Origin of the sequence: Lacisediminihabitans sp. (assembly GCF_036569425.1) — a bacterium.
Classification (GTDB): Bacteria; Actinomycetota; Actinomycetes; order Actinomycetales; family Microbacteriaceae; genus Lacisediminihabitans.
On record NZ_DATCQQ010000084.1, the window covers coordinates 1 to 26,843 of the forward strand.

Consider the following 26,843-nt stretch of genomic DNA (forward strand, 5'->3'; position numbering starts at 1 on the left):
GACCATCTGCTGCTCGCCTCCCGACAGGAGTGCGGTCGGCGAATCGACGCGCTTTTCAAGTTCGGGGAAGAGCGCCATCGCCTCGTCGAAATCAGTTGAGGAACGCGCGGTCAGCCGCAGGTTCTCCCGTACGGTGAGCGACGGAAAGATCATCCGTCCCTGTTCGACGTGTTTCAGCCCGAGCAGGGATCGGCGACGGCGCGAAAGGTGGGAGATATCCTGCCCGTCAAGCTCGATGGATCCGGCCGAAATGGGAATGATTCCGGACAGCGACTCCAGCAAACTGGTCTTACCAGCTCCATTCGGCCCCACGACCGTTGTGATCTTCCCGGCTTCAACTTCGAGGCTGACGCCGGAGATCACGGGTCCAACCCCTCGACGCACGGTTACGTCGGTGACCTTGAGACTCATAGCATTTCCGTTTCGCCCATGTAGGCCGAGACGACCTTCGGATCACTCAGTACGGCGGTGCGATCTCCGGTCGCGAGCACCTCGCCGAAGTTCAGCACCGTGATGGTCGAGCACACGCTGCGCACAAGGTCGAGATCGTGTTCGATGATGAGGATCGTCGTCCCGAAGTGCTCGGGGGCGCGACGCAGCCGGTCGCCGAAGGCCAGGTGTTCGTCGTGGGAAAGCCCGGCGGCTGGCTCATCCAGCAGGAGCAGCTTTGGGCGCGAAGCCAGGTTCGCGGCCACCTCCACCAGTCGCCTTGTGCCGACGTCGACCACGCTAAGCGGGATTGAGGCCTCTGGGCAACCAAAGAACTCGAGAGCCTCGGCTATAGCCTTCGAGTCCGCCTTACCGTGCGTGAGGAACCGAACGTATGCACCAACGGTCATGCTCGGTGGAACCCGATCCTGCTGGAAGGTGCGGCGCAGGCCCAGCCGCGCCCGCTGGTGTGGCGCCAGCCCGTTGAGGGACTTTCCGTCGAGCGTCGCCGTGCCACCGTGCGACGGCAGAAACCCGCCGATGGCGTCAACAAACGTGGACTTCCCCGCACCGTTGGGCCCGATGAGGCCCAGAATCGTGCCCTCGATGACGGTAAGGGAGACGTTCGTGAGCGCCTTCACGGCTCCGAATTCGACCGTCAGGTCTTCGACGATGAGGAGTGGACGGCCGGTGCCAGCGGGGATCGGCGCCTCAGCGGCGACTGCTCCACTGTCTCTGGAGTCGGTTACTCTCGCGGCCTCTCGTTGCCGGCGTCGTCGGAACAGCGCAGTCCGAACGTTGGTTCCGAGGTTCGAGTTCGTGGTCAGAGCCTGGATCCCCAGGACGCCGAACGCGACGCTCGACCACTCAAGCGGAACCCCGAACTGCTTGAGGATCTCGGGAATGACAACGAACAGGATGCCACCGAACAGCGCCATGTCAATCAGGTGAGACCCAACGACGATGCTCAGTACGTACAGTCCGAGCGAATTGATCGGGGTGAACGTGAGGTAGTTGACCTGGGTGATCTGGCCCACGATGAGGCATCCCGCCACCCCGCCAACGAATGCGCTCAGCGCGAAAGCGGAGAGCTTCGCGGTGCGCACGCTCGTGCCGGCGGATGCTGTGCCACGTTCGGAGAATGCAACGGCCTTCCAGGCGGCCCCCACTCTGCTGCCCTGGATCAGGTAGATCAGTACGGCAATCACGACCGTCACAACCAGCGCAAAGACGAAGTATGCACGGTCGCCGGATGGGTCGGTCCCGATCCCGAAGGGACGGGGAATGTGGGAAATTCCCTGGTCGGGGAACCCGATGTTCTGCACCGTGTTGTCGACCGCTGCAGCCACGCCGAGAGTAATGACTGCGAGGTTGACGCCACGAAGCCGCAGCGCAGGCAGGCCGATGACCAGACCGAGTAGTGCGGTGACGATGCCGGCGACCACCGTGAAAACAAGAAAAGACGCGGAGCCAAACACGTTCTGGAGTGGCGTTCGCAGGAACAGGAACTCGAGCACCCACGCACCGATCGACGCGAAACTGAGCTGGCAGAGAGCAATCATTCCTGCCGTACCCGTGACGATGCCGAGCCCGAGAAGCGAGACCATGGCAACCAGAACGGACGTGGATACGAAGACCACATAGGCCGACATCCCGATGCCGAAACCGATGCCGACCAGGATTGCCCCGATCGCGAGGATGAACGGTAGCCAGGCTCGTGGCACACGCCGGACGCTAGCGAGCGACATCCCACACCTCCTTGCGCTGGTTCCAGAGGAGGAACAAAACGATGACGACAATCGGAACCCAATTTCGCAGGATCACGATCGAGGGGAATGCGGTGAGAACGCCCTGCAACGCGCCGACCACGAGGCCGCCGACGATCGTCAGCGGGAGACTCTTGAAGGCTCCAACGAGGGCGGCCGCAGCCCCTGGAATTACCAGGGTGATCATGGAGGCCGCATCGGCGGCGGCGGTGTTGCCGATGATGGAGACGCACAGGCCCATAACCGCGCCCATCACAACCCACACGCCGACCTGAAGTGCCTTGACGTTGACCCCGAGCAGTTCGGCCGCCATCTGGCGGTCGCTGATGGCACGCAACCGAACACCGATTGGGGTCCGACGGACGACGATCCAGGTAGCAAGGGCGACGGCGATCGCCGCGATCAACATCGCGACCCCCACCTTGGTAACCGCAACATTGCCCGCGACAAATGCTGGCCCTACTAGGAGTGGTCGCAGCGGTTGGGGCTGCGATCCGAACAGGATGAACGAGATTGAGATGAGCATCAGCAGGGACGCCACCGTGACGGCAGACCTCGCGGTCGCGGTCGCTTCTGCCAGCCACGTCGCTTCGATCCAGCCCAACACCCCGGAGAGGATTGCGCCGACGACCACTGCGACGATCACGGTAAGTACCGATGCCACCTCGACGGGAAGCAGACCGAGAAGCGGCACTGCGTGAATCGATAGGTAGGCGCCGAATACACCGAATGCGACCAACGAGAAGTTGATCACTCGGGTCAGCACCGACATCAGCGTGAGGCCGACGCCGACGAGAGCATAGAGAGCCCCGGAACTCAGCCCGATGACCAGGGCGACGATGACATTCAAGGGGATCCTCCAGCAAATCTACGAGCGAATGGATGTGATCGCGGGCGACGACGTAAGGGTCGCCGCCCGCGATCACTGTTCAGTTGGTGTTGTTACGGCTTCTTTGTGTCGACCCAGCCGATGTCGTCACCCTTGAGCCATGGCCCAAGTGAGGACCACGCGCTGGTGTTCTTCTTGATTTCCACTGGCCAGGCCGACTTGTTTGCCTGGTGGGTGTCCCCGGGCCCGAAGACCCACGGCGTCGCAACCATCGGGTTGGTGATGGGCGTCTTCATGGCCTTCGCAGCCGCGGTGAACGAGTCGCGGGTCACCTTGCCCTTGATGGTGCCGAGAATCCCGATGAAGTACTTTGCAGCCAGGTATCCACCCTGTGCGAAGGAAGTCTTCGGCACATTGTGAGCGTCCATGACCTTGGCCCAGTCGGTGTTCGACTTGTCCTTGGGGTCCGTGAACGGCGAGAACTCGGCAGGGAGGTGGATGTCAGCGCCGTACGAGATACCCGTAGCGAACTGGTCCGAGTAGCACGAGGTCAGAACGAGGAATGGGACGTTCAGTCCCTGGTTTGCAGCCTCGCCGATGAACGCTGTGACGGCTGCACCGACCTCAGTGATCACGACGGCGCCGCAGTTGTGGCTCTTGAGCGCCGCGACGTTGCCGGCGTAGCTCGCCTGTCCACGCACCAGGCTGAAGTCGCTGTACACGAGCTTCTTGCCGGTCTTCTTCGACCAGGCATCGATGGCTCCCTGATATGCGGCCTGCCCGGCGGGGTTGTCCGGAACGACCTCTGCGCACATGTTCTTGTACTTGAGCGTCTCCGAGCCGTCATACAGGGTTGCGTATGCGTCGAAGTATGGGCCGTCGTTCGCGGGTGCAATGTTGGACGTGGTGAAGCAGAACGGGTCAACACCCGTGCCCTGGAGAGACACGATGTTGTTGTCCTCCCACGTCTTGTGGTTGACCGCGCAGTCCAGCAACGAGGACGATCCGACAAGGGCTACTGCGCCACTTCCGAGAGCGTCCTTCGCGGCGGTGGCTGATACGGCCGGGTCGGTCTTGTCGTCGTAGACCGTGTACTCAAGAGGCTGCCCGTGGACACCGCCCGCCTTGTTGTAGTCGTCAAAGACGGCTTTGACGGCCTGCGGTGCCTCCGGAAAGAATGTGAGACCGCTGAGAGCGGCGACCTTGATTGGAGTGCCCGATGCCGGAGTAGCGGTGCCACCACTGGTGGTGGTGCTACAGCCGCTGAGGACAAGGGCGCCGGCTGCAATGACAGCCGCTGCGCCGAGCGTGAAACCCGTGATTCGCATGTGAATTGGTGCCTCTCCGATTAGAGCTGAACGTCTGTGTTCAGCGACGGTGCTGGATACGGACGGTGAGTCTCGTCGTCCTTGTGGTCACTCTAAGAACGCTGTCCTATGCGACGTTTGTCGCCCGCGGAACATTCGTTGACTCTGCGTACCGTAAGTCGCAACATCGGCTCCCGGTGCCCTGCGCTGAGAGTCAGAGGGCGTGCACCGAGGGCCAAGCGGTGTGGCACCGTGCTGACGATGCTGGAGTAAATCAACTTCGTTTCCATCGAGGAGAACAGCAATGTCCGACTACACGACCCTGCTCGCCCGCGTCAGTGCCCCCGCTGGGAGCGGCCGGGAGATGCACGATCCCGCCACAGGAGAGGTCGTGGGATCTGCCCCGATCAAGACCGTGGAGGATCTCGACGCCGCAATCGCCGCGGCGAAGACCGCACAGCCCGCCTGGGAGGCTCTCGGCCATCCCCAGCGGATCGAGATCCTGAACGCCGTCGCCGACAGAATCGAGTCGGAGTCGGAGCCGCTTGCCGAACTGCTTTCGCGCGAGCAGGGAAAGCCACTCAATGGACCCAACGCCCGGTTCGAAGTCGGCGCGTGTGTCGGCTGGCTGCGCGCTGCTGCGGCGACACCGCTCGAGGCCGAGGTCGTCGTCGATGATGGCGAGACCAAGGCCGAACTGCACTACCGCGCAGTGGGCGTTGTCGGTGCGATCGGACCATGGAACTGGCCGCTCATGATCGGCATGTGGCAGATTGCCCCCGCGTTGCGCATGGGTAACGCGGTGGTCGTGAAGCCCTCGCAGTTCACGCCGCTGAGTGTGCTCGCGATGGTGTCGGTTATGAACGAGGTACTGCCTGCCGGAGTGCTGACAGTTGTCTCTGGAGACCGCGTCGTAGGGGCCCGTCTCGCGTCGCATCCAGACATCGGCAAGGTCATGTTCACCGGTTCGACCGCGACCGGTCGCGAGATCATCAAGAGTTCCGCGGGCAACCTTGCCCGCCTGACCCTGGAGCTGGGCGGAAACGACGCAGGCATAGTGCTGCCCGGCACCGACCCCGCCGCGATCGCCGGCGATCTGTTCTGGGGGGCGTTCATCAACACCGGTCAGACCTGCGCGGCACTGAAGCGGCTGTACGTGCACGACTCGATCTACGAGCAGGTCATCGAGGAGCTGAAGGCCGTGACGGCGACCATGCCCATGGGCAACGGACTCGACGAGAACAACGTACTCGGGCCGCTGCAGAACAAAGCCCAGTTCGACATCGTGGCCGGACTCGTCGAGGACTCAAAGAAGCGGGGTGGTCGCGTGATCACCGGTGGGAGCCCGGCGACTGAACTTGGCGACCTCTTCTACCCGATCACGCTCGTGGCCGACCTGCACGACGGCGACCCGCTCGTGGATGAGGAACAGTTCGGGCCAGCGCTTCCGATCATCCGGTACACCGATGTCGAGGACGCCATCGCGAGCGCGAATGGACTGGACGTAGGGCTCGGAGCCTCGGTCTGGTCATCCGATCCCGTCGAGGCCCGGAAGGTCGCGCTGCGACTGGAGGCAGGCACGGTGTGGATCAACAAGCACGGTGTTGTGCACCCGATGATGCCATTTGGCGGAGTGAAGAGCTCGGGATACGGCCTCGAGTTCGGTGTCGAGGGGCTCAAAGCGCTCGGGGTTCCGCAGGTCATCAGCGGGTAGCAGCAGTCGCAGCAATAAAGGAGCCGGCACCCCTAACGGGTGCCGGCTCCTTTTCGCGTGGCTCGTGATGCGCGACGCTACAGTTGCGCGCCAAGCTTGAAGCCTTCTTCGACATCGCCCTTACGCGTGTACGAGAACCCGTCGGCCCCGATCGTGACTGCCATTTCGGTCGGCTGGTCGCGTTCGACTACCGGTTGCGGGTTGCCGTCCAGATCGAGAACGAAGCTGGCGTTGGTATACCAACTGGGGACCACGGCATTGCCCCACCAGTCGCGGCGCTGGTTGTCGTGAACATCCCAGGTGACCACCGGATTGTCTGGGTCACCCGTGTAGTAGTCCTGCGTGTAGATCTCGATGCGGTGTCCGTCTGGATCGAGGATGTAGAGGTAGAACGCGTTCGAGACGCCGTGACGCCCTGGCCCACGCTCGATCGCGTCGCTGCGTCGCAGCGCCCCGAGCTTGTCGCAGATCGCGATGATGTTGTGCTTCTCGTGGGTCGAAAACGCAATGTGGTGAAGGCGCGGACCATTGCCTCCCGTGAGAGCGGTGTCGTGCACCGTCTCCTTGCGATGCACCCATGCTGCGTAGACCACGCCGTCTTCGTCCTGGATGTCTTCCGTGACCCGGAACCCGATCCCCACGAGGTACTCGAGCCCCCGCGGGACGTCGGGGGTCACCTGATTGAAGTGGTCGAGGCGAACAAGGGCTCCCGGCGTCTGCAGGTCGTATCGCCAGGCCAGTCGCTCCACGTGCTCGACGGCGTAGAAGAATTCGTATGGGAAACCAAGCGGGTCCGTGACGCGCACGGCATCGCCGATGCCGCGCACGAAGCCGCCCGCGCGGCGCTCTGTGCGGCATCCGAGGGCTCGGTAATAGGCCTCGGCGAGGTCGACATCGCCTGGCGTTCGCACCCGGAAAGCGAGCGCCGCAGCGGCCGCAACCGGGCCGACGCGCAAGACCAGGTTGTGGTGAATGAACTCTTCGAGCGAGCGCAGGTAGATCGTCTCGGCGTCCTCGTAGGTCACGGTGAGGCCGAGAATGTCGACGTAGAACTCGCGCGAGGCGGCCAGGTCAGTGACGACGAGTTCCGCGTATGCGCAGCGCACAATGTCGGGTGGGGTCAGACCGGGCGCGGTCAGTGACGGCGATGTCATGTTCGTATCCTTTTACTGGTCAGGCCGCGCCGAAGCGCGGGGTGTGTACGCGGCCGAGCGTGATGTGCACGGCCTGTTGGTCGGTGTAGAAATCGATCGAGCGGTAACCGCCCTCGTGCCCGAGTCCGGACGCCTTTACGCCGCCGAACGGTGTGCGCAGGTCGCGCACGTTGTGCGAGTTCAGCCACACCATCCCGGCTTCGACGTTTTGGGAGAAGTTATGTGCTCGCTCCAGATCGCGGGTCCAGATGTACGCAGCCAGGCCGTAGCGAACCCCGTTGGCGAGTTCAAGCGCTTCCGCGTCGGTGTCGAACGGAGTGATCGCGACGACAGGCCCGAAGATCTCCTCCTGGAAGATGCGTGCATCGGGCTTCACGTCAGCGAATACGGTCGGGGCGACATAGTTACCCGTCGGGAGGCCCTCGGGTCGCCCGCCGCCGGCAAGGAGCCGGCCCTCGGACTTGCCGATCTCGACGTAGCTCATGACCTTGTCGAAATGCTCGGGGTGCACGAGCGCTCCGACCTCGGTCTTCGGGTCGTGCGGGTCACCAACAACAATCTTCGATGCGCGCGCGGCATAGCGCTCGAGGAACTCGTCATAGATCGGGCGCTCCACCAGGATGCGGCTTCCCGCCGTGCATCGCTCGCCGTTCAGCGAGAAGACCCCGAACAGCGTCGAGTCGATCGCCGCATCGAGATCCGCATCTGCGAAGACGACGGCCGGGCTCTTACCGCCGAGCTCCATCGACAGCCCCTTGAGCATGGGGGCGGCGTTCCCGAAAATCAGTTGCCCGGTGCGGCTCTCACCGGTGAAGGAGATCAGCGGAACGTCCGGGTGCTTGACGAGGGCGTCGCCAGCCTCCTCGCCGAGCCCGTTGACCAGGTTGAAGACACCGGTCGGAAGACCTGCCTGCTCGAAGATCTCCGCCCAGAGGCTGGCCGACAGTGGGGTGAACTCTGCGGGCTTGAGCACAACGGTGCACCCGGAAGACAGCGCAGGCGCGAGCTTCCAGCTCTCCAGCATGAACGGGGTGTTCCACGGAGTGATGAGTCCGGCCACTCCGATGGGCTTCCGGTTGACGTAGTTGACCTGGCTTCCCGGCACCTTGTATGTGTCGTCGGACTGGGCGACGATCAGGTCGGCGAAGAAGCGGAAGTTCTCCGCAGCCCGCTGCGCCTGGCCGAGGGCCTGCGTGATTGGGAGCCCCGTGTCGAACGTCTCGAATTCGGCCAGGTGGGCGTCCTGCGCCTCGACCGCGTCGGCAATCCGATTGAGGATGCGAGCCCGCTCGCGGGGCTTCATTCTGGGCCACGGACCCTCGTTGAACGCCACGGTGGCTGCGGCAACCGCGGCATCGATGTCGGCCTTCTGGCCGGCAGCGGCGGTGACATAGGTCTGGTTCGACACGGGGTCGAGCACCTCGAAAGTCTCACCGCCGACACTGTCGACAAATGACCCGTTGATGTAGTGCTGGATACGATCAGGCAGCCCGTCCGGAACGTGGTGTGTGGCGACCGCGGTGGATGTGGTGCTCATGCGGGCACCCCCATGCGAAAGCCCTCGGCCGAGGTGAGGTATTGCTCTCCCTCGGACAGCAGGGACCTCATGGTCGCCAGTCCCGATTCGGTGGGCGTGATGAGCGGCGGTCTGACGTAACCGGACCGGATGAGGCCGCGCTGTTCGAGCACCCACTTGCCTGGGGCCGGGTTCGTTTCGACGAACAGCAGGTCGACCAGGGGATGCAGCCCATAGTGAATTGCGCGTGCGCCCTCGACGTCGCCGGCCTCCCACAGCTCGTACATCCGTGCGTGTGCCGCCGGCGCGATGTTGGCCGTCGCGCTCAGGAATCCCTGGCCGCCGAGAGCGAGAAGAGGGAGACAGAGCAACTCGATGCCCGACCAGACGATGAGCTCGCGTCCGCAGAGCTGAATGACCCGCGAGAAGTGCTCGAAGTCTTTCGTCGTTTCCTTGATGCCGACGAAGTTCTCGACATCTCGATAAAGACGCGCGACGGTCTCCGGGGCGATGTCGACGGCCGTGCGCGAGGGCACGTTGTACGCGATGATCGGCAGATCGGGGAACTCGGCCGCGATGGTCTTGTACCAGACGTACAGGGCCTCCTGGGTGGGGCGAGCGTAGTAGGGCGTGATGATCAGCGATGCGTCGATCCCGAGCTCTACTGCCTTGGCCGTCAGTTCCATCGTCTCGTGCAGTTGGGCTGTGCCTGTTCCGACGACGACGGGCACACGGTCGGCCACGGTCGTGGTCACGGTCGCGATCGCGGCCGCGCGTTCGTCGATGCTCTGGGCGCCCGGCTCACCGGTTGACCCTCCGATCGAGACGCCGTGTGTGCCGTTCGCCAGCTGCCATTCGACGAGGTTTGCCAGGCTGTCATGGTCGACGGCGCCGTCGACATCGAAGGGCGTCATCAGCGGCACGATCGAGCCGCGAATCTGCGCAGGGTCACTACGGTAGCGCATGGTTGTTCCTTTCGTCCGGACGGGGCCCGGTCAGTGGTGGTGTGCTGCTTGGTAGGCGATCATCGCGTCGAGCGTTCGAGTGCGATGCGCGCGGGCGGTCAGTTCGATGTCGAGGACCGGGGCGCAGGCCTCGAGTTTCTCGAGAATCTCGTCATGCTCTCGAACGGATTCGGCGGCTCGCCCGGGCACAAAACTGAAGGACGAATCCCGCAGCATCTGGAGTCGGCTCCAGCCTCGGTGAACGAGCTCGAGGATGTGGGGGTTCGGGCAGCGCTCGAAGAGCGCCGAGTGAAATTCCAGATTCAACTCGGTGAAGCGATGGGGGTGAAAGTCGTCCAGCGTCGCCTTCATGCGGTCATTCACGTTGTGAGCCTGCGCGAGGTCAAGCGGCGTGAGATGGGGAGCGCTCAGCGCGGTTGCCGCACCTTCGACGATGCTGAGCGTCTGCATTGTGTAGACGTATTCGGCTTCATCGACGAGCGCGACCTGGGCGCCAACGTTCCTCTCGAAGGTTATGAGCCCCTCCGACTCGAGCAGACGGATTGCCTCGCGCACGGGAACCACACTGATGTCGAGTTGACGCGCGATCGAACCGAGAACAAGGCGGTAACCCGAGACGTACGTTCCGTCCGCAATGCGGGCCTTGATCCACTGGTACGCCAGTTGCGACTTGCTCAGTGCGTCGGCCGCGACGGTCCGGGTCAGTTCTGCCATTTGTTGTACCGAGCCTTCCAGTCGGTGTTCATCGGGTATAGCCCGTCGACCGACGCACCCGCGGCGATCTGTTCGGCGATAAAGCGCTCTTCACGTTCCTGTTTAATGGCGTCGGCAACCACTTCGCGCACCAGGGCAGGGGGAATGACAAGGACGCCGTCGTCGTCTCCGACGATGATGTCGCCGGGCTGCACGGTCGCGCCGCCGCATGCGATCGTGATGTCGGTGTCCCACGGCACATGGCGACGACCAAGCACCGCAGGATGTGCCCCTTGCGAAAATGTGGGGATGTCGAGAGCGGCAACCGTGGCGTAGTCCCGCACGCCGCCATCCGTGACCACTCCTGCCGCGCCGAGTCGCTGCGCACGCAACCCCAGGATGTCGCCGACCGTGCCCGTGCCGGTCTCTCCTCGCGCCTCGATCACGAGCACGTCCCCGTTGCGGAGGGTGTCGAACGCGCGCTTTTGCGCATTGAAGCCGCCGCCGTGCGCGGCAAAGAGGTCGGGGCGAAACGGGATGAATCGAAGCGTGCGCGCTCGGCCGATTAGGTGTGCGCCGGGCTGGTTGGTGTGCACACCGTCAATCGAGACGTCGTCATAGCCCCGCTTTCGCAGCTGCGAACTGAGAGTGGCGGTGCCAACGCTGGCGAGGTCGGAGCGCAGGCTGTCATCCAGTTCAAACTCCGGAGCCAGGCCGGCTGCAGCACGGCTGCCCCAGGCCTCGGCGCGCTGAAGGTCATCCACCTGAGGGGGCGCGCCGAACGCTGCAAGGGGAGTTGATCCTTCGACGACGGGAGTGACCAGACGACCAGTCGTTGGCCTGCCCGGAGCAGTAGGGGCATCGACCTCCACCTCGACCGTGTCGCCCGGAACGACGACGCTTGACCCGGCGGGAGTGCCGGTGAGAATGACGTCGCCCGCTTCGAGGGTGAGAAGCTGCGAGAGGTCCGCTACGAGCTGCCCAAACGGAAATACGAGGTCGGCGGTGGTGTCCTCCTGCACGAGCTCACCGTTGACCCAGGTGCGTACTCGAAGCGCTTTCGGATCAAGCCCATCGGCCGGGATGGTTGCCGGCCCGAGTGGGGTGAAACCGTCCGCGCCTTTCGACCGGAGGTTGGACCCCTTGTCGGCGAGCCGCAGGTCATAAACGCCGAAGTCGTTGGCCGCGGTGATTTCGCTCACGGCGGCCCAGCCGGCGTCTGGCGTAACCCGGCGCGTGGTGCGACCGATGATGAGGGCTATCTCTCCCTCAAACGCAAGGAGTTCGGTGCCGAGAGGTCGCTCGATCGCTGAGCCGCTGTTCGCTACGGATGACGCCGGTTTCAGAAAATACGATGGGTGGGCAGGCACCCGGCCGCGCTGCGCAATGCGCGACGGGTAGTTGAGGTGCAGGGCGATGATTTTGCCCGGCCGGCGAATGCCGATGACCGTATCCATGACTTCCTTGTCTTGTCGACTGTATCTGGAATGATATACGATCACAGGAGATCGGCAAACTTTTGTAGAATTTCCGTCACAGAGCCGACAAACTCCACGACTCTCGCTTTTCCGTTATTACAAGGTGGTAATACGTGAACCTCCCTTCGCGTCCCGAGGTGCCCACCCGGGTTCGCTCATCTGTTTCGCACAGCTTCCGCGAGTATCGAGAAGCTGTCACCGCATCGTTCGTGCCGCTCGACGTGTCCCGCGTCGGCAACGACCCCTTCTGGGGCCGTCTGCGCACGGTCGATGTCGCGCCCGTGCACGTCAGCGAGGTGTCCGCATCGCAGCACATCGTCGAGCGAACGCCCCTCCTGCTCGAAAATGGCGAACCCGCCTACTACAAGGCCAGCCTGCAGGTCTCTGGCACCGGTTTGCTCGTTCAGGACGGTCGCGAGGCACTGTTGCAGCCTGGCGATCTGGCCATCTACGACACCGGGCGGCCGTATTCGCTGCTGTTTGAAAACGACATGCGAATGCTCGTGCTGATGTTTCCCCGCGAGCACCTCGGTCTGCCACCAACAGCAATCAAGGAGCTGACCGCTCACCGCTTCTCGAGCGACGATGGCCTTGGGGCGATTATCATCCCGTTCCTGCAAAACGTGTCCCAGAACCTGGATCGACTCGGCGGACTAACGGGACCCCGACTCGTTAACTCGGCCATCGATCTCATCACGACGATGTTCGCGAACGAGCTTGATTTCGACGCCGACCCTGGCGACAGCCACCAACTGCTGATGCAGCAGATCCGCCGATACATTGAACTCAATCTCGGCTCGCCGGAGCTTGGCCCCGCCCAGATCGCGGCAGCTCACTTCATTTCTACGCGACACCTGCACGGGCTGTTCCGGCAGAAGGGCACAACGGTGTCGACGTGGATCCGCGAGCAACGGCTCGAGAAGTGTCGTCGCGACCTGATCGATCCGCTCAACGCGCACCTGTCGGTTGGGGCCATCGCGGCGCGCTGGGGATTCATCGAAGCTGCGCACTTCTCTCGGGTCTTCAAGGCTGCGTATGACGCGGCCCCGAGCGAGCTGCGCGCCCAGATGTTGGCGGGCTGACAGGCAGCATCCGACCTCCGGGCGCGCAGAAATCACACCGGCTCTTGGTACTCGCCGTAGTTTGAGTAGCCGAACGGGATGATGATCGCGCCTCCTGGGCTGTTGGCAATTGTGCCATCGCCCTCAAGCCCGATGAATTTGCCCGTCGAGCGACCAGCCGCGTAGTCGAAGACGAAGACCGTCCCGACCGGGATTATCTCTTCGCGCCAGGTGAACAGGTAGACCTCGTCATCGAGCTTGTAGGTCGTGGCGAGTTCGGTCGCCGCGTGCCCGCGCTGCTCGCCAACCAGGTTCTGCCAGGTGAATCTGCGAGAGCTGAGGTAGATGTGCTCGTACAGGTGGTTGGGGCTGTATCGGAACAGAGTCCGCTTCCCGATCAGGTCGCGAGTGGGAGCGGGTGCGTCGGCCATTGTTGCCGTGGTTCCCTCGATGATGCCGCCATGGAACGTCTGCATCACCCGCGTCTCCACATCAGCACCCTCATCCTCGATGCGGGAGTGCACAATCAGCGCCCATCCCTTCTCCGGATGGAGCGCCACCGTGATCGTCTCCACTCGCCGCTGCGCGATTGACAGGTCTACCCAGTAGCCGCCCCCGTCGAGAGGCACTTCCTCGTAGTGCTCGCTGCCTTCGCCGGCCCAGGCGAAGCCCTTGGCCAGCCACGTCACTGTGTCTGCGTTGGCAAAGTTCAGGCTGAGCGTGCCGCCATCCGTCGTGGTGATGGCAATGGTGCGGCCGACTAGGTCGTGCGAGCGTGGTCGCCGATTCGTGTCAATGCCCGCGGAGAAGTCCTCCATGTTCAGCCATTCGGCAGACTCGCTGTCGCCGACAACCGTTTCCTTCTGTTGAGACAAGAGTCCTGTCCTTTCGTCGATTCAGCCGAGTAGAAACTCCGCCGCCTTCTCGCCGATCATGATGACCGGAGCGTTGGTGTTGCCGGTCGTGACCCTGGGCATGATCGAGGCATCCGCGACCATCAGGCCCTCAACGCCGCGAACCCGCAGGGTGGGGTCTACGACCGCCAACTCGTCGACGCCCATCTTGCAGGTGCCGACCTGGTGGTGATACGTGATCGCAGTTCGGCGCACGTAGTCGCGCAAGGACGCATCGTCATCGACGTCTGGCCCCGGGTAGATTTCCCGGGCGCCCCACTCGGCGGCCAGCGCCGGCGCTTTGCCGATCTCGCGCACCTGGCGAACGCTCGCCTCGAGCGCGAGCAGGTCTGCTTCCTCGGCGAGGGCATTGATATCGATCAGTATCTCTGCGTGCGGGTCGGCACTCGCGAGCGTCAGCGTTCCTCGACTCTGTGGTGAGACGATTCCGCCCATCAGCGTGAAGCCAGAGGCCGGGCCCTCCATCCATGACTCGTACATCGGCACGCTGAAATGGATGGGCTGCGTGTCGGGCACCTCGAGGTCCGGCTTGCTCTTCCAGAACAGGTGGCTCTGGGTGATGCCAGTGCCCGGAATCGGAGGGGCGATCTCTCGCTTGTCGGTCGCAAAGATCACGGGGGAGAGCAGATGGTCATGCAGGTTCTTTCCGACGCCGGGTAGGTCGACGACAACGTCGAACCCGAGTTTTTCGAGATCCTCCGACGGGCCGATGCCCGACCGCAGCAGGATACGTGGGGAGTCGATCGCGCCCGCCGTCAGGACGACCTGATCGGACTCCACAGTCGTGACTGTCCCCTGAGTCTCGTACTCCACACCGGTAACACGGGTTCCGTCAATGATCAGCCTGTGCACCCACGCCCCGGTTACGACTGTCAAGAGCGGGGAATCGACAATCGGGGCCACGTACGCGCGCCACGTGCTCAACCGCTCCCCATTGCGCACGTTGAGCTGTTGCCTCGAGACACCATCAAGGTGGTCGCCGTTGTAGTCGGGGTTGTTCTCGAGGCCGATCTCCACGGCAGCATCGATGATCGATTGCTGAATCGGGTTGAGTGGGTAGTCGACGGTTACATCCAGCAGGCCCTCTGTGCCGCGCAAATCGGATGCCGGTCCGTCGTAGTTTTCGATCTTCTTGAAGATCGGCAGCACGTCTGCCCAACCCCAACCCGGATTGCCGAGAGACGCCCAGTGGTCGTAGTCCTGGGGCGCACACCGCACGTAGATCATCGCGTTCAACGAATGAGAGCCGCCGAGTACTTTTCCTCGGGGAAGGTGCAGTCGGCGATCTGCGGCGTGGGACTGGGGGACCGTGAAGTAGTCCCAGTCATCCGGACTGTGCCAGATCTCACCGAGCCGCGCAGGGTCCTGGATTGCCGGGTTCACATCCGTGCCGCCGGCCTCCAGCAACAGCACGCGCTTACCGGCGTCGATGAGACGCCGAGTAATAACTGACCCCGCCGATCCGGCTCCGACAATGATGACGTCCGGACGCTCGCCCATAGTGTGTCTCCTCCTCGATGACTCCTACGACAGTGACACGTCCGGAACGAACGCACTAGGCGATACGACGACCATTCGCTCACAGTCAATGGACGTTCATCGTTCGACAACCACCCGGGACCGTACCGTCGCGATGCTGGGTGAACCGACCATCCGGTCGGAAATTTCCCGCCTGCGAAGGGGCGACGATGCCGATCGACGATGTACTTGGACGTTCACGCCAGGTGATCTTCCCAGCAGCGGGCTCGATCGAAGTGGGCACGGTCGATGTTCCACCCCCGGGGCCAGGCGACCTCGTCATGCGGGTACGGCGGGTGGGCATCTGCGCCACGGACCTGCACCTTCTTGACGGTCACATTGGTGACCCCTTTCCGCTCGTTCCCGGGCACGAGTTTGTCGGCGAGGTGGCCGCCATCGGCGCGACTGCCGCCGCCGACCGCCACCTGGCCGTCGGAGATCGAATCGCCGTCGAGATGCAACTGCCGTGCGGGACCTGTGCACGGTGCCTCGAGGGTCGCTACAACATTTGCGAACGCGACGATCCGGCAACACTCGCCGGACCGGGGCGTGAGTACGGCGTTAACATCCCGCGCACCAGCCACCCGGGTCTATGGGGTGGCTATGCCGACTATCTGTGGGTACCAGCCGAAGCGATCGTCCACCGGATGCCGAGCGAACTGCCGTGGGACACCGCGGCCCTCGTGGAGCCTCTCGCAGTCGCGTTCCGCACCATCCATCGCGGAAGGGTCGGTCCGGGCGATCGTGTGGTGATCATCGGCCCTGGACCGGTCGGACTGTTGACCTCTGCCGCAGCCAAGATCGCGGGCGCCAGCCATGTGACGATGGTGGGTACTCGCGACCATCGCCTCGAACTCTCGACCCGGTTCGGCGCGGATGTCGCGATCAACTCGCGCACAACTCCCGATCTGCAGCGCGCAATCGCCGCAGCCATCGGCGGCCTTGCCGATGTCGTGATCGAGGTCGCCGGAGTGCCAGCCGCGCAATCGCAGGCTGTGACGCTCGTGCGGCGTGGAGGTCGGGTCGTGCTCGCCGGCGCCTGCGGCTGGACCGCCGACGTGACATTCGGTTCGGACCGTGACCTGCTCACCAGAGAGATCGACGTACTTCCGTCGTTCCTCTCGGCTGGTGGCTATGAGCCATCCATCGCCGCGCTTGTCGAAGGGGCATTCCCCTTCGCTGAACTTGTGACCCATCGTTTCCCGCTCGAAAACGTTCGGGATGCGTACGAGCTTGTGCGCGGCAAGCGGGACGACGTCATCAAGGCCGTATTGGTTCTTTCGGACTAATCGCATCCATCACACCGAGAAGAGAGCACATCATGAGTTCCAACAAAGACATCATCGAAGCCCACTACGCCGCAGGAGATGCGGGTGATCTGGCGGGAATGCTCGCTCCGTTCGCCGACGACATTATCTGGACCGAGGCCGCAGGGTTTCCGCTCGCGGGCACGTACATCGGGCCGTCGTCGGTCGCCGAACACGTGTTTGGTGCGCTGCAGCGTGACTGGGACGGATATACCGTCGCCATCGACGAACTCATCGACGCGGGCGACACCGTGATTGGTCTTGGCATCTACTCGGGGACCTACCGCGAGACGGGCAAGTCCTTCGAGGCGAGGGTCGCGCATATTTGGCGTCTCGCGGGCGGTAAGGCGATTCGGTTCGAGCAGATCACGGACACCGCCGAGGTACTCGCCGCTATGTCGTAGGAGTCGGTCAGGCCGACGTTGCGATGTACTTCTCCTCGAGAAACTCGAGGATGCCGTGGGAGCCTCCTTCGCGACCAAGCCCCGACTGCTTCATCCCGCCGAACGGTGCGGCGGGATCACTGAGCACGCCACGATTGACGCCCACCATGCCGGCCTGGATGCGCTGCGCAACCCGTAGAGCTTCGCCGTCCTCGCCGAAGACGTATGCAATGAGGCCGAAGTCCGTGTCGTTGGCCATCTCAACTACCTCATCGATCTCGTCAAAGGGCACGACGACGGCTACGGGTCCGAAGATCTCGGTGCGGGTAATTGTTGTGCCGTGTTCGACGCCCGTGAGAAGCGTCGGCGGGTAGAAGGCCCCGCTGCCTGGGATCGCCCGGCCGCCGAGCGCAACCTGCGCGCCCTCGGACACGGCCTGGTCGACCAGCGCGGCGACCTTGTCCCGCTCCTTCACGGACACGAGTGCCCCCAATTTGTTCTCGCGAACTAGTCCGGGTCCCGTCGTCATCGCGGCCAGCCTTGTGCGCAGCTCCTCGACAAACGCGTCATGCAGGCTGCGATGCACGTAGATTCTGTTGGCCGAAGTGCACGCAGAACCACCGTTGCGCATCTTCGCCGCCATCGTCCCCTCGAGTGCCACGTCCAGGTCCGCCCCCTTCAGGACGATGAGCGGCGCGTTTCCGCCGAGCTCCATCGAGGTATTGATGATCGATTCGGACGCCTGAGCGAGCAGCACTCTACCCACTTCCGTCGATCCTGTGAACGACAGCTTGCGCACTGCACCATGGCGCAGCATTGCAGTGACCGCGGGCCCCGTTGGTACGGGCGTCACAAGGTTCACGACGCCGGCGGGAAGACCCGCGCGGCGGAGCACGTCGACAACGTACGCCGCGGTCAGAGGGGTTTCCGAGGCAGGTTTGAGCACAACGGTGCACCCCGCGGCTAGCGCCGGGGCCAGCTTTCGGGTGGCCATGGCCGCCGGGAAGTTCCACGGCGTGATCAAGAGGGAAACCCCGATCGGCTCGTGCGTCACGATGATGCGCTTGTCCCCGCCCGGCGCGAGACGAAACTCGCCCGGTATCCGCACGGCCTCTTCGGCGAACCATCGGAAGAACTCGGTGGAGTAGCCGGCCTCCGCCATCGCATCGCCCCACGCCTTGCCGTTCTCGCGCACCATGATCTCCGCGAATGCTTCCTTCTCGCGCGTGAGAATCTCGAACGCGCTTCGCAGGATTTCGCCGCGCGTGCGTGGCGACGTGGCCGCCCATCCCGGAGCCGCTTGTTCGGCGGCATTCACGGCGTCGAGGCAGTCCTGCTCGGACGCTACGGCGAACTGTGCGATGACGCTTCCGTCGGCCGGGTCGATGACCGGGAAGCGGTCGCCGGAGCTACCCTCCCGCCATGCGCCAGCGATGAAGAGGTCGGCGATGAGGGGCTTGGTATCCATGACATCCTTGTCTGATCAATGTATCCAATAAGATATACGATCTTTCTCTCTGGAATGCAACCGCGGACTCTCGGCGTCACCGATTGGATTGCGTGAGTGCGGCGGCGGCACGTTGCACCTCCACCGCGACGCGGGGGTTGTCGCTGGTTACATAGAGAACGGCGACAGCCGCCCGGACCGAGCCCCTGATCGGCGCGGCGACGGATGTGACGCCAGTAATAACCTCGCCATGTGAGGACGCAACGCCGTCGAGGCGAGCCTGCGTAACTTCATGGGGTTCTGGACCGTCGAGTCCCATCGCCGCGCGATCCGCCGACGTGAGCAGTGACTGGATGGCGATGCCCGGCGCGCCGACCTGCATCGAGTGGCGCGAGCCCGGCCGTTGCGCGATCGATGCAACGGCATCCCGCGGTTCGACGGTGACCAGGGTCACGCACTCCATGCGATCGAGCACCACGAGGAATGCGGTCATGGCGAGTTCGTCGGCCAGCGTCTGGAGTACGGATTGCGCATCCGATTGCAGGCGGGGGGCCACACTGCGCGCGAGCGTTGCAAGGTGCGGTCCGAGCACGAGTGCGCCCGCCGGATCGCGAATCACAAGAGCGCCGTCCTCGAGGGTGCGCACCAACCGATACCCGATCGACCGGTGAACGCCCAGCGCCTCCGAAACCGCTGCAATAGTCAGCGGCTGGCCTGCCTCGGCAAGAATATCGAGGATGCGGAGGCCCCTGGCCAAAGTTTGGGCTTGCGATTCCATGCCGAGCCGCCTATCGTCTGATCGTTATTAGAATTGCCTGTTCGATTATAGAACACCAATTACCCACATCGACGTGAGGAGCAGACGTGCAGTTTCACCACAACGGTTACGTCTCGGGAGATCCGACCATCCAGCCAGTAGCAGGGGTCGGGATCAACCGCCCTGAGGAGCTCCCGGACGTCGTCGACGTTCTGATCGTGGGTACCGGCCCCGCGGGGATGATCACCGCAGCGCAGCTTTCGCAGTTTCCCGGCATTACGACCCGCATCGTTGATCGCCGAGCCGGAAGGCTCGAGATCGGACAAGCCGACGGCATCCAGGCGCGAAGCGTCGAGACATTCCAGGCGTTTGGGTTCGCCGACCGCATCACGGCGGAGGCCTACCGCATCACGGAGATGGCGTTCTGGAAGCCCGACCCGTCCAACCCGTCGAACATCATCCGCACCGCGCGCGCCATCGATGACGCAACCGGAGTGAGCGAGTTTCCGCACCTCCTCGTGAACCAGGCGCGCGTTCTCGACTACTTCGCCGAGGTGATGGCGCACTCACCCACTCGGATGACCCCGGACTACGGCTGGGAGTTCGACAGTCTCGAAGTCTCGGACGGCGACGACTATCCGGTCGCCGTCACACTCGTGCGCAGCGCCGGCGAGCACGTGGGCGAGTCGCGAATCGTGCGAGCCAAGTATGTCCTCGGCGCAGACGGCGCGCGAAGCAAAGTGCGCGACGCGATCGGCTGCACACTGGCTGGCGATCAGGCAAACCACGCCTGGGGCGTCATGGACGTTCTCGCCGACACGGACTTCCCGGACATTCGCACAAAATGTGCCATCCAGTCGAGCCCCGGGAGCATTCTGCTGATCCCGCGTGAGGGCGGTCACCTGTTCCGCATGTATGTCGACCTGGGCGAGGTGCAGGCTGGAGCGGAGACGAGCGTTCGATCCACCTCCATCGACCAGGTCATCGAGAAAGCGAACGAGATCATGCACCCCTACCGCGTCGACGTGAAGAACGTCGCGTGGAACAGTGTGTACGAGGTTGGGCACCGTCTGACCTCACGCTTTGACGACGTCCGCGTCGAAGACCAGGGCATCCGCTCCCCCCGCGTGTTCATCGCGGGAGATGCCTGCCACACGCACAGTGCAAAAGCCGGCCAGGGGATGAATGTCTCGATGCAGGATGGCTTCAATCTCGGCTGGAAGATCGGCCACGTGCTGGAGGGCCGGAGCCCCGAATCCCTGCTCGCGACCTACTCGGCCGAGCGGCAGGTGATCGCGAAGAACCTTATCGATTTCGACAAGGAGTGGTCATCGCTCATGGCTACCAAGCCGGAGGACCTCGCCGACCCGACCGAGCTCGAAGACTTCTATGTGCGGACCGCCGAGTTTCCCGCCGGTTTCATGACCGAGTATGCGCCCTCGATTGTCGTCGCCGATCGCTCGCATCAATCGCTCGCGGACGGATTTCCGGTTGGGAAGCGCTTCAAGTCCGCCACGGTGCGGCGGGTCTGCGATGGCAACGATCTGCATCTGGGCCATCAGGCAACCGCCGATGGGCGTTGGCGCATCTACGTCTTCGCTCCAACGGACACGGACGGCATCGCCCGCCTTCGGACATTCTCCGACTGGATGTTGGAGTCGCCTGCATCGCCGGTTACCGCAACTCCCGCGACCGCCGATGTCGACGACTGGTTCGATGTCAAGGTGATTTTTCAGCAGGATCACACGCAGGTCGACATTGCCGCGGTGCCGCGAATCTTCCGACCGCGCGTCGGAGAGTTTCAGCTCGTTGACCTTGAGAAGGTCTATGCCGCCGATCCATACAACGACATCTTCGCGGCGCGGGGGATCGACCGCGATGGTGTTGTGGTGGTCGTGCGCCCTGACCAATACGTCGCAGCCGTAATGCCGCTTTCAGCAACCAATGAACTCGGGGACTTCTTCGCACCCCTCAGTACGGCATTGACACTGCACTGAAATTGGCAACGCAATCGCCTTACATCGGCACTACCAAAAGGATGGTCAACAATGAACGCCCCGAGCAAACCCCGACTCCTACTCGTGCACGGCGCTTGGGTTGGTCCGTGGGAATTCGATCCGCTGGTCGCCGTTCTTCGCGAGCGGGGATGGGCGGCCGACGCGCTGTCACTTCCGTCAATAAATTCGACAACTGGGATAGCTGAGGATGCGGCGGCAATCACGGCAGCAATCGAGTCGTCCACCGAACCAGTGGTACTCGTGGGCCACTCGTACGGCGGGATTCCGGTAACGGAAGCTGGCGCGCATGACAAAGTTGAACGGATCGTATACGTGGCCGCGTTCGCGCTTGACGAAGGCGAAACCGCGGCAGGCTCCCTTGGGGGTCCAACACCAGAGTGGTGGGGTATCGCCGACGGCCAGGTCTCGATGGGCCGCAGCCGCGATGAGCGTGTCGCGATGATCGCGGCGGATCTCCCGCCCGAGGCCGCACCGCTCGCACAGCAACTCGCCGACCTGTTCCAGCCTCAATCGCTGAGCTCCCTCACCGAACCAGTGACGCGCGTTGCATGGCGTGAGAAGCCAACCACGTACATCTTGACTGAGCGCGACCACGTGCTGCCCCCTGCGTTTCAGGAGTTTCTCGCTGCCCGTGCTACGGCAGATGTTGTGCGGATCCCCTACGGCCACACGCCGTTCCAGGAAGACCCGTCCGCGTTTGCTGACCTTCTCGAACTAATCGCACTGTCCAGATCCAATGGCGACCTAAGCGCCAACGGCTAGAAGCCATAGTTCACAAAACCTTTGACGCGGTTCGTTGCTGGCCGAAGGACCCCGGCGACACTGCGTCCCAAACGACGGCGGCGCCACGAGATTTGCCCATCGGAGATGCCCTCCGGGGCAGTTGGCCCAGCATCGGCATATCGGACGGTGACCGAGCCGGAAGATTGAAGGCGCCCTGTCTGAAGAGCTGGGCGTAACCCAATGGCCACACTCCGGTTGGGAACATGACATCTGGCCTTGCCGGGGTCACGTGCAGCACCCCCTACGGTGGGGGTAGACAGATTTGATTCGTTGGAACCGGTCCCGTGGGGCGTGCAAATGTGTGCGTGGTGGACGTCTGTTGTTCGTGGGACCGGGGGCTCTCCTTTTTTGGGTGAACGACGCCAGGGGCGAACCTGGCCAGCGCCAGAAACCCGGTGTGCAGCATCGGGGACCGCACCCACTGCGGCCCTGCCCCAGATCCGCACTCTGCGGATACTTAGAGAGGGAAATGACCATGACCAAATTCCAGCGTTCATCCACCGCGCACAAACGACTTCTGGCCGCCCTGCTGTCCGTCGCAGTGGTCGGAGTATGCAGCGTCGGCGTCGGCGGAGTGGCCGTCGCGGACCCGCTGCCCCAGGCGCCTGTGGCTCTCGGCGTCGCCGGCACGTTCGCCATCCTGTCGAAGACCGGGGTGACGGATGTCCCCTCATCCGCCGTCACGGGCAACGTGGGGGCGAGCCCGATCACCGGTGCCGCCACTCTGCTGAGCTGCCCGGAGGTGACCGGCACGATCTTCTCGGTCGACGCGGCCGGCCCGGCCTGCAAGGTGACCGATGCCACGCTGCTCTCGACCGCCGTCGGCGACATGGGAATCGCCTACACCGACGCCGCCGGGCGCCCGAACCCCGACTTCGTCAACCTGGGAGCCGGTGAAATCGGCGGGCTCACCCTGCTTCCGGGACTGTACAAGTGGAACACCGGCGTCTCCATCTCCAACGACGTCGTGCTGTCTGGCGGACCGAACGACGTCTTCATCTTCCAGATCTCCGGCAACCTTTCCGAGGCGTCGGCCAAGTCCGTGACCCTCGTGGGCGGGGTTCAGGCGAAGAACGTGTTCTGGCAGACTGCCGGCGCCGTGTCCCTCGGCACCACGGCGCACTTCGAGGGCACCATCCTGAGCAAGACCATGGTCGCCCTGAAGACCGGCGCGTCGATCAACGGCCGCCTGCTGGCGCAAACCGCGGTCACCCTGCAAAGCAACACGGTCACCGAGCCGGCGAAGTAGGCGCTCCGCTGGCCAGGATCGGGCCGGGGTGGGCGACGTCTGTCGTTCCTCCGGGCCCGATGCGATTCTGGCGGCGCGCGAACGCCCCGCACGGCGGCGACCCGGCATCCGGCGCGCGCGGGCCTTTTGGCCCTGACGTCGGTGATTCCCACGCCCGAAGCTGGAGTTGACGGTCTCGATGACCGCGCGTCAGACCCGTGACAAGAAGAGGGCTGGCGGTGGGATTCCCAGAAAGGCACGCCCCGTGACCATCGTTGACAAGGTGCAGCAGACCGCTCTCGAACAGGACGACTCGAACGGGGCGTGGCGCGGCTTTGTTTCCGGTGCCTGGTGCGACGGGATCGACGTGCGCGACTTCATCCAGCGAAATTACACACCCTATGACCGCGACGACTCATTCCTCTCCGGGCCGACCACGCGCACCCTGGGAATCTGGCACAGGCTGACGGCCATGTTCCCCGAGGAGCGGGCGAAGGGCGTCTACGACGTCGACGCGACGACACCGGCCCTCATCACGGCACACCGACCCGGGTACATCGACAGGAACAACGAACTCATCGTCGGCCTGCAGACGGATGCCCCACTCAAGCGGGCGATCATGCCGTTCGGCGGGTGGCGCACGGTCGCGACCTCGCTCGAGACGTACGGCTACGAGGTCTCGACCGAGCTGGAGACGATCTTCACGAAGTACCGCAAGACCCACAACGATGGCGTCTTCGACGTCTATCCTCCGGCGGTCAAGCGGGCGCGGCACAGTCGCATCATCACCGGGCTGCCCGACGCCTACGGCAGGGGCCGCATCATCGGCGACTATCGTCGGGTCGCGTTGTACGGCGTCGACGCCCTGATCGCGGCGAAGAAGCTCGATCGCGCCGAACTCGACACGCACTTCTCCACGGAGGAGGTCATCCGCGACCGGGAGGAGAACGCTGAGCAGATCCGGGCGTTGAAGGAGCTCGTGCAGATGGCGGCGTCCTACGGGTACGACATCTCGCGCCCGGCCGAGAACGCCCGCGAGGCGGTGCAGTGGCTGTACTTCGCCTACCTGGGCGCGGTGAAGGAACAGAACGGCGCGGCGATGTCGTTCGGCCGCAACACGGCGTTCCTCGACATCTATCTGGAGCGTGACCTCGCCGCGGGCGTCCTCACCGAGGAGTCCGCCCAGGAACTCGTCGACGATCTCGTCATCAAGCTGCGGATCGTGCGATTCCTGCGCACGCCGGAATACGACTCGCTGTACTCCGGCGACCCCACCTGGGTCACCGAGTCGATCGGCGGGATCGGGGAAGACGGCCGCACTCTCGTCACCAGGACGGCGTTTCGGTTTCTGCAGACCCTGTACAACCTCGGCCCGGCGCCGGAGCCGAACCTCACGGTGCTGTGGAGCGACAGGCTGCCCGACGGGTTCAAGCGTTTCTGCGCCCGAGTGTCGATCGACACGTCCGCCATCCAGTACGAATCCGATGAACTCATCCGGGGCGCCTGGGGCGACGATGCGGCGATCGCCTGCTGTGTCTCGCCCATGCAGGTGGGCAAGCAGATGCAGTTCTTCGGTGCTCGCGTCAACGTCGCCAAGGCGCTGCTCTACGCGATCAACGGCGGGCGGGATGAGGTCTCGGGCGAGCAGATCGCGCCCGTGTCCGACCCGATCACCGGGGATGTCCTCGACTACGACGCCGTGTGGGCCGCGTACCAGGGGCTGCTCGGCTGGCTCGCCGCAACCTACGTCGACGCGCTGAACTGCATCCACTACATGCACGACAAGTACGCATACGAGCGCCTCGAAATGGCTCTGCACGACCAGAAGGTGCTGCGCACGATGGCCTGCGGAATCGCCGGGCTGAGCGTCGCGGCGGACTCGCTGTCCGCCATCAAATACGCGACGGTGCGCCCGATACGCGACGAGTCCGGTCTCGCCGTCGACTACACGATCGACGGCGAGTACCCGGCGTTCGGCAACGACGACGACCGAGTGGACACCATCGCCACGATGATCACCACCCGATTCATGGAGATGCTGCGCGAGCACCCCACCTACCGCAACGCCGTGCACACCCAGTCCGTGCTCACCATCACCTCCAACGTCGTCTACGGCAAGGCGACCGGCAACACGCCGGACGGTCGCCGCGGCGGAACCCCGTTCGCGCCAGGGGCCAATCCCATGAACGGTCGGGACACCCACGGCATGCTGGCGTCGGCGCTCAGCGTCGCCAAGATCCCGTACGCCTCAGCGCAGGACGGCATCTCCCTGACGACCAGCATCGTGCCGAGCGGCCTCGGCCACACCACGGACGAACAGGTCACCAACCTCGTCGGTCTGATCGACGCCTTCACTGAGGCCCATGGCTACCACCTCAACGTGAACGTCCTGAATCGCGAGACCCTCGTCGACGCCATGGAACACCCCGAGAAGTATCCGCAGCTGACCATCCGCGTCTCGGGCTATGCCGTCAACTTCGTTCGCCTGACCAGGGAGCAGCAGCTGGATGTCATCAGCCGCACCTTCCATACCGGCGTCTGAGCCGGCGCACGACGTGGCCGCCGTCTTTCTCGGTACTCCCTCCCTCGGTAACCAGGCAACCGGGTATCCGACTCTCGCCTGCCCGGTCGTCGCCCTCGAACACCCAGGCGACGACGCCGAGGCGCACGCGCGGCTTGTCGCTTCGATTCGGCACGAGGAGTTGGAGGGCATCCGCACGGGTTCCCTCGCGAGCGTGCACTCGTGGGAGCTGGTGACGGCGGTGGACGGGCCTGGCACGCGGATGACGCTCTTCCTCAACGGATGCCCGTTGCGCTGCCAGTACTGCCAGAACCCGGACACGTGGCGCCTGCGCGACGGAAAGCTCACGCGAATCGACGAGGTGATGGATCGGGTGCACCACTACCGGGAGGTGTTCGAGGCGACCGGCGGCGGGCTGACGATCTCGGGCGGTGAACCGCTCATGCAGCCGGCATTCGTCCGGCGCGTCTTCGCGGAGTGCCGCGCGGCCGGCATCCACACGGCGCTGGACACGTCGGGATTCCTGGGCAGGAAGGCCTCGGACCAGCTCCTCGAGAACACGGATCTCGTGCTGCTAGACGTCAAGTCCGGTATCCCCGAGACGTACCACGAGGTCACGGGGGGCGAGCTGGCGCCGACGATCGCCTTCGGGGACAGGCTGGATGAGGCCGGGGTCGCCGTCTGGATTCGATTCGTGCTCGTTCCCGGTCTCACGGACGCGCCAGACAACGTCGAGGCGGTCGCGAAGATCGTCGCCCGGTGGGGAAACGTCGAGCGCGTCGAGGTGCTGCCCTTCCACCAAATGGGCAAGAGCAAGTGGGAGCGTCTTGGCCTGCCGTACCGCCTGCGAGACGTTCAGCCGCCGGATGAGGGCCTTCAGGATCGCGTCCGCGAACAGTTCCGTTCACACGGCCTCACCGTGTACTGAGCCTCACTGTCGTGTATCGGCGTCCGCTGGGGCCCGAGCGACTCGGCGAGCGAGCGCCCGGGCCGGACGACCTAGCTTTCCAGCTGCGCATCCAGGGTGATCTCGGCACCGGTGAGCGCCTTGCTCA

General features: G+C 64.0%; 22 protein-coding genes. 9 read left to right on the forward strand and 13 right to left on the reverse strand.

Going from position 1 to position 26,843, the window contains the following annotated elements; all coding sequences use genetic code 11:
• The 4 genes from VIM54_RS14390 to VIM54_RS14405 all read right to left on the reverse strand — a co-directional run.
• A partial coding sequence (locus VIM54_RS14390; RefSeq protein ID WP_331902342.1) for an ATP-binding cassette domain-containing protein occupies positions 1–411 on the reverse strand: 411 nt, incomplete at its 3' end.
• Entirely contained in the window at positions 408–2,177 is a 1,770-nt protein-coding gene (locus tag VIM54_RS14395) for an ATP-binding cassette domain-containing protein (RefSeq protein WP_331902344.1), read from the reverse strand. The genes VIM54_RS14390 and VIM54_RS14395, both read right to left, overlap by 4 nt.
• Entirely contained in the window at positions 2,164–3,045 is an 882-nt protein-coding gene (locus VIM54_RS14400) for a branched-chain amino acid ABC transporter permease (protein ID WP_331902345.1), read from the reverse strand. Before VIM54_RS14400 ends, VIM54_RS14395 begins: the two co-directional genes overlap by 14 nt.
• Positions 3,046–3,137: 92 nt before the next feature.
• Entirely contained in the window at positions 3,138–4,352 is a 1,215-nt protein-coding gene (locus VIM54_RS14405) for an ABC transporter substrate-binding protein (RefSeq protein WP_331902347.1), read from the reverse strand.
• Positions 4,353–4,635: 283 nt separating this feature from the next.
• Between VIM54_RS14405 and VIM54_RS14410 the strand changes: the two genes are divergently transcribed.
• Positions 4,636–6,045, forward strand: coding sequence for an aldehyde dehydrogenase family protein (locus VIM54_RS14410; protein ID WP_331902348.1), 1,410 nt, complete (start codon positions 4,636–4,638; stop codon positions 6,043–6,045).
• Between the two features lie 77 nt (positions 6,046–6,122).
• Here VIM54_RS14410 and hpaD read toward each other — a convergent pair whose 3' ends face one another.
• Genes hpaD through VIM54_RS14435 form a run of 5 tightly spaced genes read right to left on the reverse strand, consistent with a single transcriptional unit; the run spans position 6,123 to position 11,830 of the window.
• Positions 6,123–7,199, reverse strand: coding sequence for a 3,4-dihydroxyphenylacetate 2,3-dioxygenase (gene hpaD / locus VIM54_RS14415; RefSeq protein WP_331902349.1), 1,077 nt, complete (start codon positions 7,197–7,199; stop codon positions 6,123–6,125).
• Positions 7,200–7,218: 19 nt separating this feature from the next.
• A complete protein-coding gene (gene hpaE, locus VIM54_RS14420; protein WP_331902351.1) occupies positions 7,219–8,736 on the reverse strand; it encodes a 5-carboxymethyl-2-hydroxymuconate semialdehyde dehydrogenase in 1,518 nt (505 codons plus the stop codon).
• A complete protein-coding gene (gene dapA / locus VIM54_RS14425) occupies positions 8,733–9,680 on the reverse strand; it encodes a 4-hydroxy-tetrahydrodipicolinate synthase (protein ID WP_331902353.1) in 948 nt (315 codons plus the stop codon). The genes hpaE and dapA overlap by 4 nt, the downstream gene beginning before the upstream one ends.
• Before the next feature lie 30 nt (positions 9,681–9,710).
• Entirely contained in the window at positions 9,711–10,394 is a 684-nt protein-coding gene (locus VIM54_RS14430) for a GntR family transcriptional regulator (protein WP_331902355.1), read from the reverse strand.
• Positions 10,382–11,830: a fumarylacetoacetate hydrolase family protein gene (locus VIM54_RS14435; RefSeq protein WP_331902357.1), complete on the reverse strand. Its 1,449-nt coding sequence runs from the start codon at positions 11,828–11,830 to the stop codon at positions 10,382–10,384. Before VIM54_RS14435 ends, VIM54_RS14430 begins: the two co-directional genes overlap by 13 nt.
• 134 nt (positions 11,831–11,964) lie before the next feature.
• On the opposite strand from VIM54_RS14435, the gene VIM54_RS14440 reads away from it, so the two are divergent.
• Positions 11,965–12,933, forward strand: coding sequence for a helix-turn-helix domain-containing protein (locus VIM54_RS14440; protein ID WP_331902359.1), 969 nt, complete (start codon positions 11,965–11,967; stop codon positions 12,931–12,933).
• A 32-nt stretch (positions 12,934–12,965) separates the two neighbouring features.
• Here the strand turns inward: VIM54_RS14440 and VIM54_RS14445 are convergent, their stop codons facing one another.
• Together VIM54_RS14445 and VIM54_RS14450 are read right to left on the reverse strand one after the other, a co-directional pair.
• Positions 12,966–13,787, reverse strand: a complete 822-nt coding sequence (locus VIM54_RS14445; protein ID WP_331902360.1) for a MoaF C-terminal domain-containing protein — start codon at positions 13,785–13,787, stop codon at positions 12,966–12,968.
• A gap of 21 nt (positions 13,788–13,808) precedes the next feature.
• Positions 13,809–15,326, reverse strand: coding sequence for a GMC family oxidoreductase (locus VIM54_RS14450; RefSeq protein WP_331902362.1), 1,518 nt, complete (start codon positions 15,324–15,326; stop codon positions 13,809–13,811).
• Between the two features lie 188 nt (positions 15,327–15,514).
• Here VIM54_RS14450 and VIM54_RS14455 point away from each other — a divergent pair, with 188 nt between their 5' ends.
• The gene (locus VIM54_RS14455) at positions 15,515–16,633 is read left to right on the forward strand and encodes a zinc-dependent alcohol dehydrogenase (protein ID WP_331902364.1); all 1,119 of its coding nucleotides are present in this window, start codon (positions 15,515–15,517) and stop codon (positions 16,631–16,633) included.
• 32 nt (positions 16,634–16,665) lie between these two features.
• Complete coding sequence (locus VIM54_RS14460) at positions 16,666–17,055, forward strand: nuclear transport factor 2 family protein (protein WP_331902366.1); 390 nt, start codon at positions 16,666–16,668, stop codon at positions 17,053–17,055.
• Between the two features lie 7 nt (positions 17,056–17,062).
• Here VIM54_RS14460 and VIM54_RS14465 read toward each other — a convergent pair whose 3' ends face one another.
• Complete coding sequence (locus VIM54_RS14465; protein WP_331902368.1) at positions 17,063–18,502, reverse strand: NAD-dependent succinate-semialdehyde dehydrogenase; 1,440 nt, start codon at positions 18,500–18,502, stop codon at positions 17,063–17,065.
• A gap of 76 nt (positions 18,503–18,578) precedes the next feature.
• Positions 18,579–19,259 (reverse strand): IclR family transcriptional regulator, encoded by a 681-nt coding sequence (locus VIM54_RS14470; RefSeq protein WP_331902370.1) that lies wholly within the window; start codon positions 19,257–19,259, stop codon positions 18,579–18,581.
• 86 nt (positions 19,260–19,345) lie between these two features.
• Between VIM54_RS14470 and VIM54_RS14475 the strand changes: the two genes are divergently transcribed.
• The 5 genes from VIM54_RS14475 (at position 19,346) to pflA (ending at position 26,716) form a co-directional block, all read left to right on the forward strand.
• Complete coding sequence (locus VIM54_RS14475) at positions 19,346–21,235, forward strand: FAD-binding monooxygenase (protein ID WP_331902371.1); 1,890 nt, start codon at positions 19,346–19,348, stop codon at positions 21,233–21,235.
• Between the two features lie 51 nt (positions 21,236–21,286).
• Complete coding sequence (locus VIM54_RS14480) at positions 21,287–22,018, forward strand: alpha/beta hydrolase (RefSeq protein ID WP_331902372.1); 732 nt, start codon at positions 21,287–21,289, stop codon at positions 22,016–22,018.
• 490 nt (positions 22,019–22,508) lie between these two features.
• Positions 22,509–23,288: an ice-binding family protein gene (locus VIM54_RS14485; protein WP_331902373.1), complete on the forward strand. Its 780-nt coding sequence runs from the start codon at positions 22,509–22,511 to the stop codon at positions 23,286–23,288.
• A 244-nt stretch (positions 23,289–23,532) separates the two neighbouring features.
• A complete protein-coding gene (pflB, locus tag VIM54_RS14490; RefSeq protein WP_331902375.1) occupies positions 23,533–25,809 on the forward strand; it encodes a formate C-acetyltransferase in 2,277 nt (758 codons plus the stop codon).
• On the forward strand, positions 25,775–26,716 hold the full coding sequence (gene pflA / locus VIM54_RS14495; protein WP_331902377.1) for a pyruvate formate-lyase-activating protein: 942 nt from the start codon (positions 25,775–25,777) through the stop codon (positions 26,714–26,716). The genes pflB and pflA overlap by 35 nt, the downstream gene beginning before the upstream one ends.
• Positions 26,717–26,843: the final 127 nt, after the last annotated feature.

Bases quoted from the DNA above. Each gene is read 5' to 3' on its own strand.
- VIM54_RS14395 (WP_331902344.1), bottom strand. From the start codon at position 2,177: ATGTCGCTCGCTAGCGTCCGGCGTGTGCCACGAGCCTGGCTACCGTTC.
- VIM54_RS14405 (WP_331902347.1), bottom strand. From the start codon at position 4,352: ATGCGAATCACGGGTTTCACGCTCGGCGCAGCGGCTGTCATTGCAGCC.
- VIM54_RS14410 (WP_331902348.1), top strand. From the start codon at position 4,636: ATGTCCGACTACACGACCCTGCTCGCCCGCGTCAGTGCCCCCGCTGGG.
- hpaD (WP_331902349.1), bottom strand. From the start codon at position 7,199: ATGACATCGCCGTCACTGACCGCGCCCGGTCTGACCCCACCCGACATT.
- hpaE (WP_331902351.1), bottom strand. From the start codon at position 8,736: ATGAGCACCACATCCACCGCGGTCGCCACACACCACGTTCCGGACGGG.
- dapA (WP_331902353.1), bottom strand. From the start codon at position 9,680: ATGCGCTACCGTAGTGACCCTGCGCAGATTCGCGGCTCGATCGTGCCG.
- VIM54_RS14430 (WP_331902355.1), bottom strand. From the start codon at position 10,394: ATGGCAGAACTGACCCGGACCGTCGCGGCCGACGCACTGAGCAAGTCG.
- VIM54_RS14435 (WP_331902357.1), bottom strand. From the start codon at position 11,830: ATGGATACGGTCATCGGCATTCGCCGGCCGGGCAAAATCATCGCCCTG.
- VIM54_RS14450 (WP_331902362.1), bottom strand. From the start codon at position 15,326: ATGGGCGAGCGTCCGGACGTCATCATTGTCGGAGCCGGATCGGCGGGG.
- VIM54_RS14455 (WP_331902364.1), top strand. From the start codon at position 15,515: ATGCCGATCGACGATGTACTTGGACGTTCACGCCAGGTGATCTTCCCA.
- VIM54_RS14460 (WP_331902366.1), top strand. From the start codon at position 16,666: ATGAGTTCCAACAAAGACATCATCGAAGCCCACTACGCCGCAGGAGAT.
- VIM54_RS14465 (WP_331902368.1), bottom strand. From the start codon at position 18,502: ATGGATACCAAGCCCCTCATCGCCGACCTCTTCATCGCTGGCGCATGG.
- VIM54_RS14470 (WP_331902370.1), bottom strand. From the start codon at position 19,259: ATGGAATCGCAAGCCCAAACTTTGGCCAGGGGCCTCCGCATCCTCGAT.
- VIM54_RS14480 (WP_331902372.1), top strand. From the start codon at position 21,287: ATGAACGCCCCGAGCAAACCCCGACTCCTACTCGTGCACGGCGCTTGG.
- VIM54_RS14485 (WP_331902373.1), top strand. From the start codon at position 22,509: ATGACCATGACCAAATTCCAGCGTTCATCCACCGCGCACAAACGACTT.
- pflA (WP_331902377.1), top strand. From the start codon at position 25,775: ATGTCATCAGCCGCACCTTCCATACCGGCGTCTGAGCCGGCGCACGAC.